Genomic DNA, 16,146 nt, shown 5'->3' with positions numbered 1-16,146 from the left:
GACAGTGTGTGTGCGGCCGTGGTGCTCCTGGGAGCGCCACGGCCGTACTGTTGTGTGTGCAGGTATCACGAACCCCGGAAGGTGGAAGAAGGCGACCCATGCTGGAGATCAAGACCCCGGACCAGATCGCGAAGATGCGCGAGGCGGGGCTGGTCGTCGCGCGCGTCCACCAGGCGTGCCGGGAGGCGGCCGTCGTGGGCGCCACCACCAGGGACCTGGACGAGGCCGCCCGCAAGGTGCTCGCCGACGCCGGCGCGAAGTCGAACTTCCTGGGGTACGGGGGCTTCCCGGCCACGATCTGCACGTCGGTGAACGACGTGGTGGTGCACGGCATCCCGGACCGGGAGACGGTCCTGAAGGACGGCGACATCATCTCCATCGACGCCGGCGCCATCGTGGACGGCTGGCACGGCGACGCGGCGTTCACCGCCTTCGTGGGCGAGGGCCACGCGCCGGAGCTGCACGAGCTGAGCCGGGTCACCGAGGAGTCCATGTGGGCCGGGATCGCCGCGGTGCGCAAGGGCAACCGGCTGGTGGACATCTCCAAGGCGATCGAGGGCTACATCCGCCGGCAGCCACGGCCGGCGTCCGGTCGGTACGGGATCATCGAGGACTACGGCGGCCACGGCATCGGCAGCGAGATGCACATGGAGCCGCACCTGCTGAACTACGTCACGCGCAAGCGGGGCAAGGGTCCGAAGCTGGTGCCGGGCTTCTGCATCGCGATCGAGCCGATGGTGAGCCTGGGCACGGCCGCCACGCACGTGCTCGCCGACGACTGGACGGTCAAGACGGACGACGGTTCGTGGTCGAGCCACTGGGAGCACTCGGTGGCGCTGACCGAGGAGGGCCCGCTGGTGCTGACCGCGGTGGACGGCGGCAAGGCGAAGCTGGCGGAGTACGGCGTGACGACGGCACCGGACCCGCTCGCGACGGCCTGAGGCGACAGCCTGACGCGCCGTGGAGGCGGGGGCCGGCGCCGGGTCGGGGCCCGGTTCGGTGCCGGCGTCGCGGGCCCCGGGCGCAGGTGCGGCGGGGCCGGTGGCGGCGCGGCCGGCTGGCGTAGCCCCTGAGCGGGGCGTTGCTTAAAGATCTCCACGTTCGGGCAGTAGACCTGGATTCGTCTTTCGGGAAGCCCTGACGTAGACTGATGCGTCGGCTCTCGTATATCCGCGCGCCCGCATTCGTTTCCCTCAATCGGAGGCGTGCGAGCGCGTGATCGTGTCGAGAGTTGATCAAGGTAGCCGATTCGAAGGGCGAAGCGTGGCCAAGAAGCAAGGTGCCATCGAAATCGAGGGCACCGTGATCGAGTCCCTCCCGAACGCCATGTTCAAGGTGGAGCTCCAGAACGGTCACCAGGTCCTCGCGCACATCAGTGGCAAGATGCGCATGCACTACATCCGCATCCTCCCTGACGACCGGGTCGTGGTGGAGCTGTCTCCCTACGACCTGACGCGCGGACGCATCGTCTACCGCTACAAGTAGATCTCGCTGCCGTCCCGCTCCCGTGGGGCGATGGCACGACCCGGAGAACCTCACACCCATGAAGGTCAAGCCGAGCGTCAAGAAGATCTGCGACAAGTGCAAGGTGATCCGCCGTCACGGCCGGGTCATGGTCATCTGCGACAACCTGCGCCACAAGCAGCGCCAGGGCTGACGCACGACCCGCACCTCGCAGTACCTTCGCGCGACGCGAGCAACTCGTACATACGCAATCACCCGTCTCCTCCTCGCAGGGGACGACACCCCCGGCGGAGGCCGGGGACCCGGTAGCCGCCACCGCGCGGGCCCGGGAGTGGTGTTGCGGAAGACCTCCGAATAGCAACTGGAGCCAGATTTATGGCACGCCTCGCAGGCGTTGACCTCCCGCGCGAAAAGCGCGTGGAGGTCGCCCTCACCTACGTCTTCGGCATTGGTCGCACCCGTGCCCAGGAGACCCTGAAGAACACCGGCGTCAACCCCGACACCCGCGTGCGCGACCTGGCCGAAGAGGACCTGGTCAAGATCCGCGAGTACGTGGACGCCAACCTCAAGACCGAGGGTGACCTCCGTCGTGAGATTCAGGCCGACATCCGCCGCAAGGTGGAGATCGGCTGCTACCAGGGTCTGCGTCACCGTCGTGGCCTGCCGGTCCACGGTCAGCGCACGAGCACCAACGCCCGCACCCGCAAGGGCCCGCGTCGCGCCATCGCCGGCAAGAAGAAGCCGGGCAAGAAGTAGTCCGCACCGGACGCGCCGCGGCCCGGGGGCTCACCCCCGGTCCCCGCGAGCAGTTCGCGGTCCGAGCTGTAGGACCGATCACCTCCACGGGAGTTCATCAGAATGCCTCCGAAGAGCCGTACGGCTGGCGCCAAGAAGGTGCGCCGCAAGGAGAAGAAGAACGTCGCCCACGGGCACGCTCACATCAAGAGCACGTTCAACAACACGATCGTCTCGATCACCGACCCCACGGGCAACGTGATCTCCTGGGCCTCCGCCGGCCACGTCGGCTTCAAGGGCTCGCGCAAGTCGACCCCGTTCGCCGCGCAGATGGCCGCCGAGTCGGCCGCGCGCCGCGCGCAGGAGCACGGCATGCGCAAGGTGGACGTCTTCGTCAAGGGTCCCGGCTCCGGCCGTGAGACCGCGATCCGTTCGCTCCAGGCCACCGGCCTCGAGGTCGGCTCCATCCAGGACGTCACGCCGACCCCGCACAACGGCTGCCGCCCCCCGAAGCGGCGCCGGGTCTGACGGACCGGTTGGGCTAGAAGTCGAGCCGCTACCCGAAGCAGCGCACCCGCGCTACGGACGGTAGTCGCTCACGGGTCACGGGCGGTACACCTCCATCAAGGCGGCGTACCGCCCGTACCCTTGCAGTATCCGTCGGCATCAAATAGTGGGTGCCGAAGACTGGAGGCAACACCTCATGCTGATCGCTCAGCGTCCCTCTCTGACCGAAGAGGTCGTCGACGAGTACCGCTCCCGGTTCGTGATCGAGCCGCTGGAGCCGGGCTTCGGCTACACCCTCGGTAACTCCCTGCGTCGTACGCTCCTCTCCTCGATCCCCGGTGCGGCGGTCACGTCCATCCGGATCGACGGGGTCCTGCACGAGTTCACCACCGTGCCGGGCGTCAAAGAGGACGTCACCGACCTGATCCTCAACATCAAGCAGCTCGTCGTCTCCTCGGAGCACGACGAGCCGGTCGTGATGTACCTGCGCAAGCAGGGCCCCGGCCTGGTCACCGCCGCGGACATCGCCCCGCCGGCCGGCGTCGAGGTGCACAACCCGGACCTGGTCCTGGCCACCCTGAACGGCAAGGGCAAGCTGGAGATGGAGCTGACCGTCGAGCGCGGTCGCGGCTACGTCTCCGCCGTGCAGAACAAGCAGGTCGGCCAGGAGATCGGCCGCATTCCGGTCGACTCGATCTACTCGCCGGTCCTCAAGGTCACCTACAAGGTCGAGGCGACCCGTGTCGAGCAGCGCACCGACTTCGACAAGCTGATCGTCGACGTCGAGACCAAGCAGGCCATGCGCCCGCGCGACGCCATGGCGTCGGCCGGTAAGACCCTGGTCGAGCTGTTCGGCCTGGCCCGCGAGCTGAACGTGGACGCCGAGGGCATCGACATGGGCCCGTCCCCGACGGACGCCGCGCTCGCCGCCGATCTGGCGCTGCCGATCGAGGAGCTGGAGCTCACGGTCCGCTCGTACAACTGCCTCAAGCGCGAGGGCATCCACTCGGTGGGCGAGCTGGTGGCCCGCTCCGAGGCGGACCTGCTCGACATCCGCAACTTCGGCGCCAAGTCGATCGACGAGGTCAAGGCGAAGCTGGCCGGCATGGGCCTGGCGCTCAAGGACAGCCCGCCCGGATTCGACCCGACCGCCGCCGCGGACGCCTTCGGCGCCGACGACGACGCGGACGCCGGGTTCGTCGAGACCGAGCAGTACTGAGCCGCTCCCGGCCGGGGCGGGGGCCAGCCCCGCGTCCCGGCCGGGGACGCGGCGAGACTTCCCGGGCGCGAGCCCGGGTTCCGGCGGACGATCGTCCGTCCGGGAACTGACACCGGTACCTGATACGGCCGGTGCAGACACGAGGAGAAACACATGCCGAAGCCTGCCAAGGGTGCCCGTCTGGGCGGCAGCGCCGCGCACGAGCGTCTGCTGCTCGCGAACCTCGCCACGGCGCTGTTCGAGCACGGCCGCATCAAGACGACCGAGGCCAAGGCCCGCCGCCTGCGTCCGGTCGCCGAGCGCCTGGTCACCAAGGCGAAGAAGGGCGACCTGCACAACCGTCGCCTGGTGCTGCAGACCATCCGCGACAAGGGTGTCGTGCACACCCTCTTCACGGAGATCGCGCCGCGCTACGAGAACCGCCCGGGTGGCTACACCCGCATCACCAAGATCGGTAGCCGCCGTGGCGACAACGCGCCCATGGCCGTCATCGAGCTGGTCGAGGCGCTGACCGTGCAGCAGACCGCCGTGGGTGAGGCCGAGGCCGCCACCAAGCGGTCCGCCAAGGACGCCGCCGGCGACGAGGCCGTCGCGGACCTCAAGAAGGGCGAGGCCGAGCAGGCCCCGACCGAGGCCGCCGACGAGACCGAGGCCAAGGACGCCTGATTGCCGCTCCCGCTCCGGCGGGGCGCGTGAGACAGGCGTTGCCAACGGGCCCGTTCCAGATCTCTGGGGCGGGCCCGTTCGGCATGAGACAGGGATGCTGCGTGGACAAGGACGGCGAGTGAGCGACGAGGCGGCCCCCGGGCAGGTACGGCTGCGGCTGGACCTCAGCTACGACGGCAGGGACTTCTCCGGCTGGGCCCGGCAGGCGGGCGGACGGCGCACCGTCCAGGGCGAGATCGAGGACGCGCTGCGGACGGTGACGCGCTCGACGCGCACGTACGAGCTGACGGTGGCCGGCCGCACGGACGCCGGGGTGCACGCGCGGGGGCAGGTCGCGCATGTGGACCTGCCCGTCGAGGTCTGGGAGGAGCACCGGGAGCGGCTGCTGCGCCGGCTGGCCGGGCGGCTCCCGCACGACGTGCGCGTCTGGCGGGTCGAGCCGGCGCCGGCGGGCTTCAACGCCCGCTTCTCGGCGATCTGGCGGCGGTACGCGTACCGGGTGACCGACCACCCGGGCGGCGTGGACCCGCTGCTGCGCGGGCACGTGCTGTGGCACGACTGGCCGCTGGACGTGGCGGCCATGAACGAGGCGGCCGGGCACCTCGTGGGCGAGCACGACTTCGCGGCGTACTGCAAGCGGCGTGAGGGCGCGACGACGATCCGTACGCTCCAGCGGTTCTCCTGGGAGCGGGGCGCGGACGGGGTGATCACCGCGACCGTGCGGGCGGACGCCTTCTGCCACAACATGGTGCGCTCGCTGGTGGGCGCGATGCTCTTCGTGGGCGACGGGCACCGGCCGGTGGACTGGCCGCGCGCGGTGTTGGCCGCGGGCGTGCGCGACTCGGCCGTACACGTGGTGCGCCCGCACGGGCTGACCCTGGAGGAGGTCGGCTACCCGGCCGACGAGCTGCTCGCGGCGCGCAGCCGGGAGGCCCGGAACAAGCGCACGCTGCCGGGCGTGGGCGGGGCCGTGGGCTGCTGCTGAGGGCCGGCGGTACGCCGGGGGCCGCCGCGCCCGCGCGGACGCGGCGGACGCGGTTGAGCGGGCGCGGAAGAGCGGGCGGGCGGGCCCGGGGGATGGGCCCGCCCGCCCGCTCTGTCGTCGCGGGGGCGTTCGGCTGCCTTACGCGGTGCGCTTGGGGCTGGTCAGGGCGAGGTTGTTGGCCTTGGTGAAGTAGGGCCGCACGCCCCCCACGACGGGGTAGAGGTCGGTCTTGTTGCGGTCGAGGATGTCGCCTAGGACGCGGCCGACGCGCAGGCTCGCGGGCCCGTCGCCGCCCGGCTGGAGGCTGACGTCCCAGACCGGGTCGACCGACTCCTTGCCGGAGCGGGTGGCGTGCACCTGCTCGTAGCGCAGGGTGAAGCGGAACCGGTCCGGGCCGAGCACGGTCACCGGGGCGGTGAACGCCTTGCCGGCGGTGCGCGGCTTGGCGATGACGGTGGGCGCGGCGCCGGTGCCGTCCTCGGCCAGCGTCGTGCCGTGCAGGGTGCAGGTGACGGTCACGCCGACGTCGTCGGCGTGCACGGTGTGGGCCTCGGCGTGCGCGTCGCGGTACCAGGTGCGCAGGGCGAGGTAGCCGTCCACGGTGGTGTACGGCACCCACCAGGTGAACGGCGTGCCGTCCAACGGTCGCGCCTCGACCAGGCCGCGACCCTCGGCGTAGTGGCAGGCCAGGCGGCGGCGGGCGCCGTCGCCGCGGACGACGTGCAGGTCCCAGCGGCCCTCGGTGAGCCGGACCAGCTCGTGGTCCACGACCGCGGTCCAGGCCCCGCCGGTCTCGGCCGGCGGCTGGAGCGGGACGCGGAACTGGTCGCCCTTGGCGCGGTCGGTCAGCGTCACGGCCAGCTTGGGCCCGTGCACGCCGGCGCCACGGACGCTGAGCGTGAGGCGTCCGGTGCCGTCGGCCCGGCAGGTGGCGACGGGCCGCAGCGGGGGCTTGCGCACCAGGCTCTTGACGGTGGCCTTGAGCACGTCGGTCAGCGGCTTGCGCTGGGTCCGCGCCCCGGAGGCGCCCCGCGAGGGCGCTGCCTGACCACGGGCCGCGTACAGCTCGCCGATCAGCTTCTCGTACGCGGCGGCCACGTGCTCGGGCGCGTAGCGGGCGGCGGCGGCACGGGCGGCCTGGCCCATCCGGCGGCGCCGGTCCTCGTCCTCGATGAGGGAGAGCAGGCCCTTGGCGATGGCGTCCGCGTCGCCGTTGGCGACCAGCAGCCCGTCCTCGCCGTCCGCGATGATCTCGCCGGGGCCGTGCGGGCAGTTGGTGGCCACCACGGGCACGCCGCAGTGCATGGCCTCCACGATCGTCATGCCGAACGACTCCTCGCGGGAGGTGACGGCAGCGATCGAGCCCTTGGCCCACTCGGTCTCGATGGGGGCGTGCGGGCCCATGAGGGTGATGTGGTCGGCCAGGCCGAGGTCGTCGATCTGCTGGCGCAGCGCGGCGTGCTGGGGGCCGCGCCCGTACAGCCGCAGCTTCCAGTCCGGGTGCGCGGCGGCGACCGTCGCCCAGGCGGTGACGAGCAGGTCGTAGCGCTTGACCGGGACCAGCCGGCCGGCGGCGACGACCAGTTTGGCGGTGCCGTCGGAGGGCTCGACGTCGGTCGCGGGGACGCCGTTGGGCAGCCCGACGAGACGGGTGGTGATGTCGGGCAGCTTGGCGCGGTGGGTGGCCGCGTCGGCCTCGGAGACGGTGGTGTGGGCGTCGAGCCGGGCGATGGCCGCGTCGCACGCGGCGCGCAGGGCGGGCTTGTGCGTCTCGTACAGCCGGTGCTCCTGGCCGATGCGCAGGAAGTCGCGGCCTCGGCCACGGCCGAACTCGGCCAGGTAGATGAGCAGGCCGGGGCGGGTCGCTATGACGACGTCCGCGTTGGTGGCGTCGAGGTAGGCGGCGACGCGCTCGTCGGTGAGCGCGTTGAAGTTCACCGTGCCGTTGGCCTCGGCGGCCGGGATGCGCGGGGTGATCTGCTTGAGCAGCGGGTTGTCCGCGTCGCTGGCGTGGCCCTTGCGCAGGTCGATCAGGTTGACGACGCGCACCGCGTCGTTCAGCGGGAGGCTCGGGGCCTCCGCGGTGCGCATGAGGGAGACGATCTCCACCTCGTGGTGTTCGGCGAGGGCGCCCGCCACATTGAACGTGGAACGGATCGTTCCACCGATGCCGTACACGTTGTGCAGCAGAAATGAGATCTTCATTTTGACTTCACGCAGGACGGCTTGCGTCCGTTGCGTGCTGCCTCCCCTCTGGCCTGGCCTGCCTCATTAGACGATCGCGGGTGCAGAAAGTTGCTTGTGCATGCGGTGATATGCAATGGCCCACAATCGTCGAGCACACCACAACCTTCCGCCTCTTCTGCTCGTCCGCGGGTGCGGGCACGCGGGCGCGGGTGCATTTGTCTTTAGGTTTCTTCGGGTTTCTTCGGGTTCCTTCGAGTTTCTACGGGGCGATGGGGGGCGCCGGGGAGCGCGTTGGCGGGGCGGGAGAGCGCGGGTGAGGGCCGGGCGGCGGGGCGCGCGCCGGGCGCCTGGTGGTGTGACCGCCCGGCGCGACGGCGCGCCCGAGCGCCGCAGGTCGGCCAGGGTGGGGCGTGACAGGGGCTGGGCGAGACGCGGCAGGGGGCGGGTGCCGGCGGTGGCGCGGTGGGGCTGGGCGCGCGGGTCAGCGGGCCGTGGCCGCCGCTGACGCCTGGGCGTTCGCCCGCTGCATGATGCGGCTGAAGGCGTGCTCGGCGACGTCGAGCCCGGCCTGTCGTGCCTTAGTGTCGTCCGTGCGCACGGGGCTGCCGTCGGTGTTGCCGGCGATGGTGAAGTAGCCGTAGCGGCCGATCGCGTTGCTGGTGGAGCGGCAGGCGGTGTTGCGGCAGAAGCGCTCGACGCCGTCGCCCGGCAGCGAGACCAGGAACGGCCCGGCGGCGGCCTTCGCCTTCTCCGCGGCGGCCTTGGTGTCGAAGACGGCGATGCCGACCGTGACGGCGACGTCGCCGTTGGTGTACGTCGCCCGCACCACCTGGCGGCAGCCGTTGCCGGTCAGCGCGGGGTAGAGCTTCTTCTGCGCCACGGAACCGCAGTCCTTCGTGCTCGCCGTGGCGCCCTTGGTGTAGTCGCGGCCGGCCACGGTGGCCCGGTCGCCGGGGAAGAGGCCGGCGGCGGTGATCGGCGCGGTGTCCTTGGAGCGGTCGGAGATGACCTCCAGCGGGCTGATCGGCGCGGGCGGGTCGACGTCGGAGAACGTCGGCTCGCTCTGCGCCGACTCGCTGGGCAGCTCGGCCGGGGTGGGGAGCTGGGAGGCGCTCCGGTCGCCCTTGCCCCCATCGTCGTCGCCCACGATCACGGCGGTGGCGACGATCCCGGCGATGGCGGCGGCGGCCAGCGCCCCGCCGCCGAAGAGCAGCCACTTGCGGCGGCGGTCGCGGGCCGCGGTGTCGGCGAGGGCCGACCAGTCCGGCGTAGGCGGCTGAGATCCCCCGGGCTCGTACGGCCCCCCTTGCCCAAAGCTCATGCCGCGCATCCTATGGGCACGCCCGGGTGGCCGGGGGCCCGGTGGCCGCGCCGGAAAACGGTTGGCCGGCGGCGGGGGGTGGCGCCCAGACTTCCGGTATGGGACACGTTGAGGGCGCGCATCTGGAGTACTACCTACCCGACGGCCGGGTGCTGTTCGGCGATGTCTCGTTCCGGGTGGGGGAGGGCTCCGCGGTCGCGCTGGTCGGGGCGAACGGCGCGGGCAAGACCACGCTGCTGCGGCTGATCTCGGGCGAGCTGAAACCGCACGGCGGCACGGTGACGGTCAGCGGTGGCCTGGGCGTGATGCCCCAGTTCGTCGGCTCGGTCCGGGACGAGCGCACCGTACGGGACCTGCTGGTCTCGGTGTCCCAGCCGCGGTTGCGGAAGGCGGCGCGGGCGGTGGACGAGGCCGAGCACGCGGTCATGACCGTCGACGACGAGGCCGCCCAGATGGCGTACGCGCAGGCGCTGAGCGACTGGGCCGAGGCGCGCGGGTACGAGGCCGAGACGCTGTGGGACATGTGCACCATGGCCGCGCTCGGCATGCCGTACGAGCGGGCGCAGTGGCGGCAGGTGCGCACGCTCAGCGGCGGCGAGCAGAAGCGGCTGGTGCTTGAGGCGCTGCTGCGCGGGCCCGACGAGGTGCTGCTCCTGGACGAGCCGGACAACTACCTGGACGTGCCGGGCAAGCGCTGGCTTGAGGAGCGGCTGCGCGAGACGCCCAAGACGGTGCTGTTCGTCAGCCACGACCGGGAACTGCTCGCCCGCTCCGCGCAGAAGATCATCAGCGTGGAGCCGGGCCCGGCCGGCAGCGACACCTGGGTGCACGGCGGCGGCTTCGCCACGTACCACGCGGCCCGCAAGGAGCGCTTCGCGCGCTTCGAGGAGCTGCGCCGGCGCTGGGACGAGGAGCACGCCAAGCTGCGCCGGCTGATGCTCACCTTCAAGCAGAAGGCGGCGTACAACGCGGACATGGCCTCGCGCTACCAGGCCGCCCAGACCCGGCTGCGCCGGTTCGAGGAGGCCGGCCCGCCGCAGGAGCCGCCGCGCGAGCAGGACATCCGGATGCGGCTGCGCGGCGGGCGCACCGGGGTGCGGGCCATCACCTGCGAGCAGCTGGAGCTGACCGGCCTGATGCGCCCCTTCGACCTGGAGGTCTTCTTCGGCGAGCGGGTCGCGGTGCTGGGCTCGAACGGCTCGGGCAAGTCGCACTTCCTGCGCCTGCTGGCCGGCGGCGACGTGGCCCACACGGGGAAGTGGAAGCTGGGCGCGCGGGTGGTGCCCGGGCACTTCGCGCAGACCCACGCGCACCCGGAGCTGATGGGCCGCACGCTGGTCGACATCCTGTGGACGGAGCACGCCAAGGACCGCGGGGGCGCGATGAGCGTGCTGCGCCGGTACGAGCTGGAGGGGCAGGGAGACCAGCCCTTCGACAAGCTCTCCGGCGGCCAGCAGGCCCGGTTGCAGATCCTGCTCCTGGAGCTGGCGGGCGCCACCGCGCTGCTGCTCGACGAGCCGACGGACAACCTGGACCTGGAGAGCGCGGAGGCGTTGCAGGAGGGGCTCGCGGCGTACGAGGGCACGGTTCTCACGGTCACCCACGACCGCTGGTTCGCCCGGTCCTTCGACCGTTTCCTGGTCTTCGGCTCCGACGGCCTGGTCCGCGAGGTGCCGGAGCCGGTCTGGGACGAGGGGCGGGTGCGGCGCGCGCGATGACGGCGGTGCGGGCGGGCCGGCGCCCGGGGGCCGGGCTCGGAGTTCGGGGTTCGGGGCTGCCCGCCCGGGCCGGGGTTCGGGTCTGGCGTCCGGGGCCGGGGCCCGGGGCCTGAGGTGGGCGTCCAGGGTTGGGGCTGGGAACGCGGCGAGGCTGGGGGCGGGGCCCGAAGCTCGGAGGCTGGGCGGGGGCTGGTCGGCTGTTTTGACCCGGATGGGGGCGGGCCGGTATTCTGCCAGTTCGTTATGCGTATTGGCTTGCTCGATCTCACGTGAGGGGCCCTTACGCCGGTCCACCGGGCCGATGACCAGCGGCAGGCACTCGGGTTGCGTCCCCGGCGTGCCGCCACGGCTGTCGTGATCGTCCGGGTGGCCTTGTCAGGACTTCGTCCTCTTGATCCTCGCGGATCAGGGGCGACCCCATCACTGAAGAAGCGAAGGCTACGACCGTGCGTACGTACAGCCCCAAGCCCGGCGATGTCCAGCGCCAGTGGCACATCATTGACGCGCAGGACGTCGTCCTGGGCCGTCTGGCCACGACGGCCGCGTCCCTCCTGAGGGGCAAGCACAAGCCGATCTACGCGCCCCACGTCGACACCGGTGACTTCGTCATCATCGTCAACGCCGACAAGGTGCACCTCTCCGGCAACAAGCGGACCCAGAAGATGGCCTACCGCCACTCGGGTTACCCGGGCGGTCTGCGCTCCGTCCGCTACGACGAGCTGCTGGCGAAGAACCCCGAGAAGGCCGTCGAGAAGGCCATCAAGGGCATGCTCCCCAAGAACACCCTGGGCCGTCAGATGCTCTCGAAGCTGAAGGTCTACTCGGGTGCCGAGCACCCGCACGGCGCTCAGCAGCCGGTCCCGTTCGAGATCACCCAGGTCGCGCAGTAGTACCGGCCACCCCTAAGACTGAAAGAATCTGAGGAGAATCGTGGCCGAGACCACCGCAGAGACCCCCGTCGTCGACGAGGTCGTGGAGACGACCGAGCAGATCGAGGACGTCGACGTTCCCGTCGAGGAGTACACGAGCGAGTCGCTCGCGTCCCGCTTCGGCGACCCGCAGCCCGCCGCGGGCCTCGGGCGTCGCAAGAACGCCATCGCCCGCGTCCGCATCGTTCCGGGCACCGGCAAGTGGAAGATCAACGGTCGCACCCTTGAGGGCTACTTCCCGAACAAGGTGCACCAGCAGGAAGTCAACGAGCCCTTCAAGGTGCTCGAGCTCGACGACCGCTACGACGTCATCGCCCGCATCAGCGGCGGCGGCATCTCCGGCCAGGCCGGTGCGCTGCGCCTCGGCGTGGCCCGCGCGCTGAACGAGGCCGACGAGGACAACAACCGCGGCGCCCTCAAGAAGGCCGGGTTCCTCAAGCGTGACGACCGTGCGGTCGAGCGCAAGAAGGCCGGTCTGAAGAAGGCCCGCAAGGCCCCGCAGTACAGCAAGCGCTAATCTCGCGCAGAACGCTTCGCAGCGGTTTGCAGCGAGTCTCGCTGCGCTTCCAACGCCCCGGCGGCACCATTCGTGCTGCCGGGGCGTTCGGTTATGGACAACCAGGGGCGTATACCTGGACGTAAACCCTGGTTCATGTGACGTGATCTCGGAGGACACCAGTGGGACGACTCTTCGGTACGGACGGTGTGCGCGGTGTCGCCAACGCCGACCTGACAGCGGAGCTGGCGCTCGGCCTGTCGGTCGCGGCGGCGCATGTGCTCGCCGAGGCGGGCACGTTCGAGGGCCATCGCCCGGTGGCGGTGGTCGGACGCGATCCGCGAGCCTCCGGGGAGTTCCTTGAAGCCGCCGTCGTGGCCGGCCTGGCCAGCGCGGGCGTGGACGTGCGGCGCGTGGGCGTGCTGCCGACGCCCGCCGTCGCCTACCTGACCGGCGCGCTCGGCGCCGACCTCGGCGTGATGCTCTCCGCCAGCCACAACGCGATGCCCGACAACGGCATCAAGTTCTTCGCGCGCGGCGGACACAAGCTGGCCGACGAGCTGGAGGACCGGATCGAGGAGACGTACCACGCGCACGCCGCCGGCGAGCCGTGGGACCGCCCGACCGGCGCCGGCGTGGGCCGGGTCACCACCTACGACCAGGGCTTCGACAACTACGTCGCGCACCTGATCGGCGTGTTGCCGAACCGGCTCGACGGGCTCAAGGTCGTCATCGACGGGGCGCACGGCGCGGCGGCGCGGGTCTCGCCCGAGGCGTTCGCCCGGGCCGGCGCCGAGGTCATCACGATCGGCACCGAACCGGACGGCCTGAACATCAACGACGGCTGCGGCTCCACGCACCTGGCCAAGCTGCGCGCCGCCGTCGTCGAGCACGGCGCCGACCTGGGCGTCGCCCACGACGGTGACGCCGACCGCTGCCTGGCCGTGGACGCGACCGGCGCCGAGGTGGACGGCGACCAGATCCTGGCCGTCCTCGCGCTGGCCATGCGCGACGCGGGTGGGCTGCGCAAGGACACCGTGGTCGCGACCGTCATGTCCAACCTGGGCTTCAAGCTGGCCATGGAGCGCGAGGGACTGTCCCTGGTGCAGACGGCCGTCGGCGACCGGTACGTGCTCGAGGAGATGAAGCGCAGCGGCTTCGCGCTGGGCGGCGAACAGTCCGGCCACGTGATCGTCCTCGACCACGCCACGACCGGCGACGGTACGTTGACCGGGCTGATGCTCGCCGCGCGCGTCGCCGCCACCGGGCGCTCGCTCGCGGACCTGGCGGGCGTCATGGAGCGGCTGCCGCAGATCCTCATCAACGTGCCGGACGTGGACAAGTCGCGCGTGGCCACCTCGCCCGAGGTGCGGATCGCCGTCACCGACGCGGAGCGCGAACTCGGCGCCACCGGACGCGTGTTGCTGCGCCCGTCGGGTACCGAGCCGCTGGTGCGCGTGATGGTCGAGGCCGCCGACATCGAGCAGGCCAGGTCGGTCGCGGGTCGACTGGCGGACGTGGTGAAGTCGGCTCTGGGATAGCTGGCTGACGGCTGACGGTACCGGTTGGCGGGGTGCTGGGCGGGTGGCGTTGGGCTGGGGGTGAGGCTCCGGCTCGGGCCGGGGCTTCGGCTGGGGCTTCGGTTTGGGTCGGGGCTTCGGTGTGGCCTTGAGCTTCGGCTTTGGCTTGGGCTTGGGCTTGGCTTGAGCTTTTATCTGGCGGCTGTTGGCTGGTGTCTTGCCTGGGCTGTTGTGCCCGTGGAGTGCTGGCGGCGGGGGCGGTACGGAGGCGGGGCCGCTTGGGCGTCTGTCCTGCGCGGTCGTCGCGGGTTGGTGCGGCCGTATGACCGTGGTGGACCGAACCCCCGGCGCTTCGATGGAATCGGAGCGTCGGGGTTTCGGCGTCTGGGCTCCTCCTAGGGAACAACCCCGATGCCAAGTACGCCATGTGAGGGAACGTCGGCCAGGGTGAAGCCAGGGGGCGTGCCGTACCACGGTCCGATCCCCCCGGGCGGCGCGCTCGGCAGCATGGATGGCGTACGCGTGAGCCGTTCGTCTCGGGAGTGCCGCATGAAAGCCCGTCCCCAGCCTGCCCCTCAACCTGGCCGGCAGGCCCAGTCCGTCCGTCGACCCGACGGTCAGCCCTGGCCATTGCCGCGAGGTGGTGGCCTGACTCGGCGCCACGTTCGCGTTCGGGCGCGCTCAGGGATGGCCGCCGCGGTCGTCGTCGGGTTGGCAGCGTCGGCTGGGTTGGTGGCTGGGCCCGCGTGGGCTGACGGGCAGTCCGGTGGCGATGTGTCGCGGGCGACTGCCGCGCCGTCGGCGGCCGGCGGGCAGGTGGTGGGGCGCGCGGCGGACGGGCCCGATGCCGTGGCGCTGGAGAAGGCGTTGCGCGGGTTGCCGGACCGGGACGCCACGGCGGCGCTGGTGCGCGTCGGCGGCCATGGCACGTGGCGCGGGAAGGCCGGGGTGCGCGATCTGGTCAGTGGACGCGGGGCGTTGACCGATGCCCGGTTCCGCGCCGGGTCGACGACCAAGGTGGTGACCTCGGCCGTCGTGCTGCAACTCGCCGCCGAGGGCCGGATCGATCTGGACGGCACCGTGCAGGAGTACCTGCCGGGGTTGCTGTCCGACGCCTTCGGGCCCATCACCGTGCGCCACTTGCTCACGTTCACCAGTGGGCTCCAGCCGGGAGCCGACCTCGGCCCGACGGACGGGGAGGGGTACGAGCGCCGTTTCGAGACCCTGACGCCGGAGGCCGTCGTGGCCGCGTCCGTCGCCAAGGGCCCCTACCGAGGCCCGGGCGAGGGCCCCGGCAAGAAGCAGCGGTACGGCAACATCGGCTACACCGTCCTCGGCATGCTGATCGAGAAGGTCACGGGCGACTCGTACGAGCACCAGGCGGCGGTGCGCGTGCTGCGGCCCACCGGGATGTGGCACACGTCGTTCCCCGGCGGACCCGACCCGCGCCTCCACGGACCGCACCACCGCGGCTACCAACTGCTGCGGGACGGCAGGTTGGTGGACGCGACAGAGTGGAACGTCTCCGACCGGTGGGCGGCCGGCGACATGATCTCGACCACCGCTGACCTGGAGCGCCTGCTGCACGCGCTGTTCCGGGGAAGGATCGTGCCGCAGCCGCTGCTGGACCGGGAGATGTTCACGCTGCCGAGGATCGAGGGCGCTACCTACAGCGCGGGCCTCCAGCGCTTCATAGGCGAGGACGGGAAGACGGTGGTGTGGGGCAAGTCCGGTGCCCGACCCGGCTACGCGACAGCCATCGCAGCTACCCGGAATCTGTCCCGCACCCTGGTCTATTCGGTCAACGCGACGGAGGCGCATGGCGAGTTGAACCCGGTCAGCGTGCGCATCATTCGGGCCGTCTTTCCGTTGGAGTTGCCGCGGTAGGGGGGTAGGGCGTTGGTGGGTTGGTGGGGTTCGGGCTGGGACGGGGAGGTGGGGATTGGGCTCGGGGCTCGGGTCACGCCTGCGGCTTGCGTGCGGAGGGTGCGTACGGGGGGTGGGGCGGCGGGTGAGCGGGGCGTGTGGGTGAGCCTGGAGTGCGGGTGCGGGTGCGGGTGCGGGTGCGGGTGCGGGTGCGGGTGGGTGTGTGGGCGTGGGTTGGCCTGCGTGCTGGTGTGTGGGTGAGCCTGGGCGTGGGTGCGTGGGTGCGTGGGTGCGTGGGTGCGTGTGGGGGTGGGAGGTCGGGGCGGGCTGGCGTTGGGGCGCTGTGCTGGGAGTGGGGGGCGTAGTGCCTGGGGTGGGCTGAGGTCGGGCTGTCCGGCTGAGGTGCCCCGGCGCTCGCCGGCTGGGGTCTGGTCCGAGGGGGGCCTGCTCCGATGGGGGCGGTGGCGTGGGCGGTGAACCTGAGGGGGCGGGGAGGGAGGGGGAGGGGGGAGGGGCCCCAGGTGCCCACTCCG

15 protein-coding genes are annotated in these 16,146 nt (G+C 71.6%); 13 read left to right on the top strand and 2 right to left on the bottom strand.

Annotated features, from left to right (window positions below; all coding sequences use genetic code 11):
* The first annotated feature begins 98 nt into the window (after positions 1-98).
* The 8 genes from map (at position 99) to truA (ending at position 5,576) form a co-directional block, all read left to right on the top strand.
* Positions 99-941 carry a type I methionyl aminopeptidase gene (gene map, locus H7H31_RS13085; RefSeq protein ID WP_176163519.1) on the top strand — a complete coding sequence of 281 codons (843 nt, stop codon included), beginning with the start codon at positions 99-101 and terminating at the stop codon, positions 939-941.
* A 322-nt stretch (positions 942-1,263) separates the two neighbouring features.
* Positions 1,264-1,485 (top strand): translation initiation factor IF-1, encoded by a 222-nt coding sequence (gene infA, locus H7H31_RS13080; RefSeq protein WP_030262853.1) that lies wholly within the window; start codon positions 1,264-1,266, stop codon positions 1,483-1,485.
* Between the two features lie 58 nt (positions 1,486-1,543).
* A complete protein-coding gene (gene rpmJ, locus H7H31_RS13075; protein ID WP_003956441.1) occupies positions 1,544-1,657 on the top strand; it encodes a 50S ribosomal protein L36 in 114 nt (37 codons plus the stop codon).
* A gap of 182 nt (positions 1,658-1,839) precedes the next feature.
* Positions 1,840-2,220 carry a 30S ribosomal protein S13 gene (gene rpsM / locus H7H31_RS13070; protein ID WP_176163520.1) on the top strand — a complete coding sequence of 127 codons (381 nt, stop codon included), beginning with the start codon at positions 1,840-1,842 and terminating at the stop codon, positions 2,218-2,220.
* 102 nt (positions 2,221-2,322) lie between these two features.
* Entirely contained in the window at positions 2,323-2,727 is a 405-nt protein-coding gene (gene rpsK / locus H7H31_RS13065; RefSeq protein WP_009715860.1) for a 30S ribosomal protein S11, read from the top strand.
* 175 nt (positions 2,728-2,902) lie between these two features.
* Positions 2,903-3,925: a DNA-directed RNA polymerase subunit alpha gene (locus H7H31_RS13060; RefSeq protein ID WP_144380962.1), complete on the top strand. Its 1,023-nt coding sequence runs from the start codon at positions 2,903-2,905 to the stop codon at positions 3,923-3,925.
* A 153-nt stretch (positions 3,926-4,078) separates the two neighbouring features.
* Positions 4,079-4,591: a 50S ribosomal protein L17 gene (gene rplQ / locus H7H31_RS13055; protein ID WP_176163521.1), complete on the top strand. Its 513-nt coding sequence runs from the start codon at positions 4,079-4,081 to the stop codon at positions 4,589-4,591.
* Positions 4,592-4,709: 118 nt separating this feature from the next.
* Positions 4,710-5,576, top strand: a complete 867-nt coding sequence (gene truA, locus H7H31_RS13050; RefSeq protein ID WP_187064893.1) for a tRNA pseudouridine(38-40) synthase TruA — start codon at positions 4,710-4,712, stop codon at positions 5,574-5,576.
* A gap of 138 nt (positions 5,577-5,714) precedes the next feature.
* Here the strand turns inward: truA and H7H31_RS13045 are convergent, their stop codons facing one another.
* Both H7H31_RS13045 and H7H31_RS13040 read right to left on the bottom strand, forming a co-directional pair.
* Positions 5,715-7,781 carry a glycosyltransferase gene (locus tag H7H31_RS13045; RefSeq protein WP_187064892.1) on the bottom strand — a complete coding sequence of 689 codons (2,067 nt, stop codon included), beginning with the start codon at positions 7,779-7,781 and terminating at the stop codon, positions 5,715-5,717.
* 463 nt (positions 7,782-8,244) lie between these two features.
* The gene (locus tag H7H31_RS13040; RefSeq protein ID WP_187059788.1) at positions 8,245-9,084 is read right to left on the bottom strand and encodes a hypothetical protein; all 840 of its coding nucleotides are present in this window, start codon (positions 9,082-9,084) and stop codon (positions 8,245-8,247) included.
* A gap of 98 nt (positions 9,085-9,182) precedes the next feature.
* Between H7H31_RS13040 and H7H31_RS13035 the strand changes: the two genes are divergently transcribed.
* The 5 genes from H7H31_RS13035 (at position 9,183) to H7H31_RS13015 (ending at position 15,634) form a co-directional block, all read left to right on the top strand.
* Positions 9,183-10,802 carry an ABC-F family ATP-binding cassette domain-containing protein gene (locus H7H31_RS13035; RefSeq protein ID WP_176163525.1) on the top strand — a complete coding sequence of 540 codons (1,620 nt, stop codon included), beginning with the start codon at positions 9,183-9,185 and terminating at the stop codon, positions 10,800-10,802.
* A gap of 446 nt (positions 10,803-11,248) precedes the next feature.
* Positions 11,249-11,692 (top strand): 50S ribosomal protein L13, encoded by a 444-nt coding sequence (gene rplM / locus H7H31_RS13030; protein ID WP_187060243.1) that lies wholly within the window; start codon positions 11,249-11,251, stop codon positions 11,690-11,692.
* Between the two features lie 40 nt (positions 11,693-11,732).
* Positions 11,733-12,248 (top strand): 30S ribosomal protein S9, encoded by a 516-nt coding sequence (rpsI, locus tag H7H31_RS13025; RefSeq protein ID WP_176163527.1) that lies wholly within the window; start codon positions 11,733-11,735, stop codon positions 12,246-12,248.
* 161 nt (positions 12,249-12,409) lie between these two features.
* Positions 12,410-13,768, top strand: a complete 1,359-nt coding sequence (glmM, locus tag H7H31_RS13020; protein ID WP_187060242.1) for a phosphoglucosamine mutase — start codon at positions 12,410-12,412, stop codon at positions 13,766-13,768.
* Between the two features lie 666 nt (positions 13,769-14,434).
* Positions 14,435-15,634 carry a serine hydrolase domain-containing protein gene (locus tag H7H31_RS13015; RefSeq protein WP_187060241.1) on the top strand — a complete coding sequence of 400 codons (1,200 nt, stop codon included), beginning with the start codon at positions 14,435-14,437 and terminating at the stop codon, positions 15,632-15,634.
* Positions 15,635-16,146: the final 512 nt, after the last annotated feature.

The organism is Streptomyces buecherae, from assembly GCF_014295035.1.
In the GTDB taxonomy this organism is placed as follows: domain Bacteria; phylum Actinomycetota; class Actinomycetes; order Streptomycetales; family Streptomycetaceae; genus Streptomyces; species Streptomyces youssoufiensis.
This window is presented reverse-complemented; position numbering and strand designations above follow the sequence as displayed.

Coding starts and splice junctions, on each gene's coding strand:
- map (WP_176163519.1), top strand. CDS start 99: ATGCTGGAGATCAAGACCCCGGACCAGATCGCGAAGATGCGCGAGGCG.
- H7H31_RS13015 (WP_187060241.1), top strand. CDS start 14,435: ATGGCCGCCGCGGTCGTCGTCGGGTTGGCAGCGTCGGCTGGGTTGGTG.
- H7H31_RS13060 (WP_144380962.1), top strand. CDS start 2,903: ATGCTGATCGCTCAGCGTCCCTCTCTGACCGAAGAGGTCGTCGACGAG.
- rplQ (WP_176163521.1), top strand. CDS start 4,079: ATGCCGAAGCCTGCCAAGGGTGCCCGTCTGGGCGGCAGCGCCGCGCAC.
- rpsK (WP_009715860.1), top strand. CDS start 2,323: ATGCCTCCGAAGAGCCGTACGGCTGGCGCCAAGAAGGTGCGCCGCAAG.
- rpmJ (WP_003956441.1), top strand. CDS start 1,544: ATGAAGGTCAAGCCGAGCGTCAAGAAGATCTGCGACAAGTGCAAGGTG.
- H7H31_RS13040 (WP_187059788.1), bottom strand. CDS start 9,084: ATGAGCTTTGGGCAAGGGGGGCCGTACGAGCCCGGGGGATCTCAGCCG.
- H7H31_RS13045 (WP_187064892.1), bottom strand. CDS start 7,781: ATGAAGATCTCATTTCTGCTGCACAACGTGTACGGCATCGGTGGAACG.
- H7H31_RS13035 (WP_176163525.1), top strand. CDS start 9,183: ATGGGACACGTTGAGGGCGCGCATCTGGAGTACTACCTACCCGACGGC.
- rpsM (WP_176163520.1), top strand. CDS start 1,840: ATGGCACGCCTCGCAGGCGTTGACCTCCCGCGCGAAAAGCGCGTGGAG.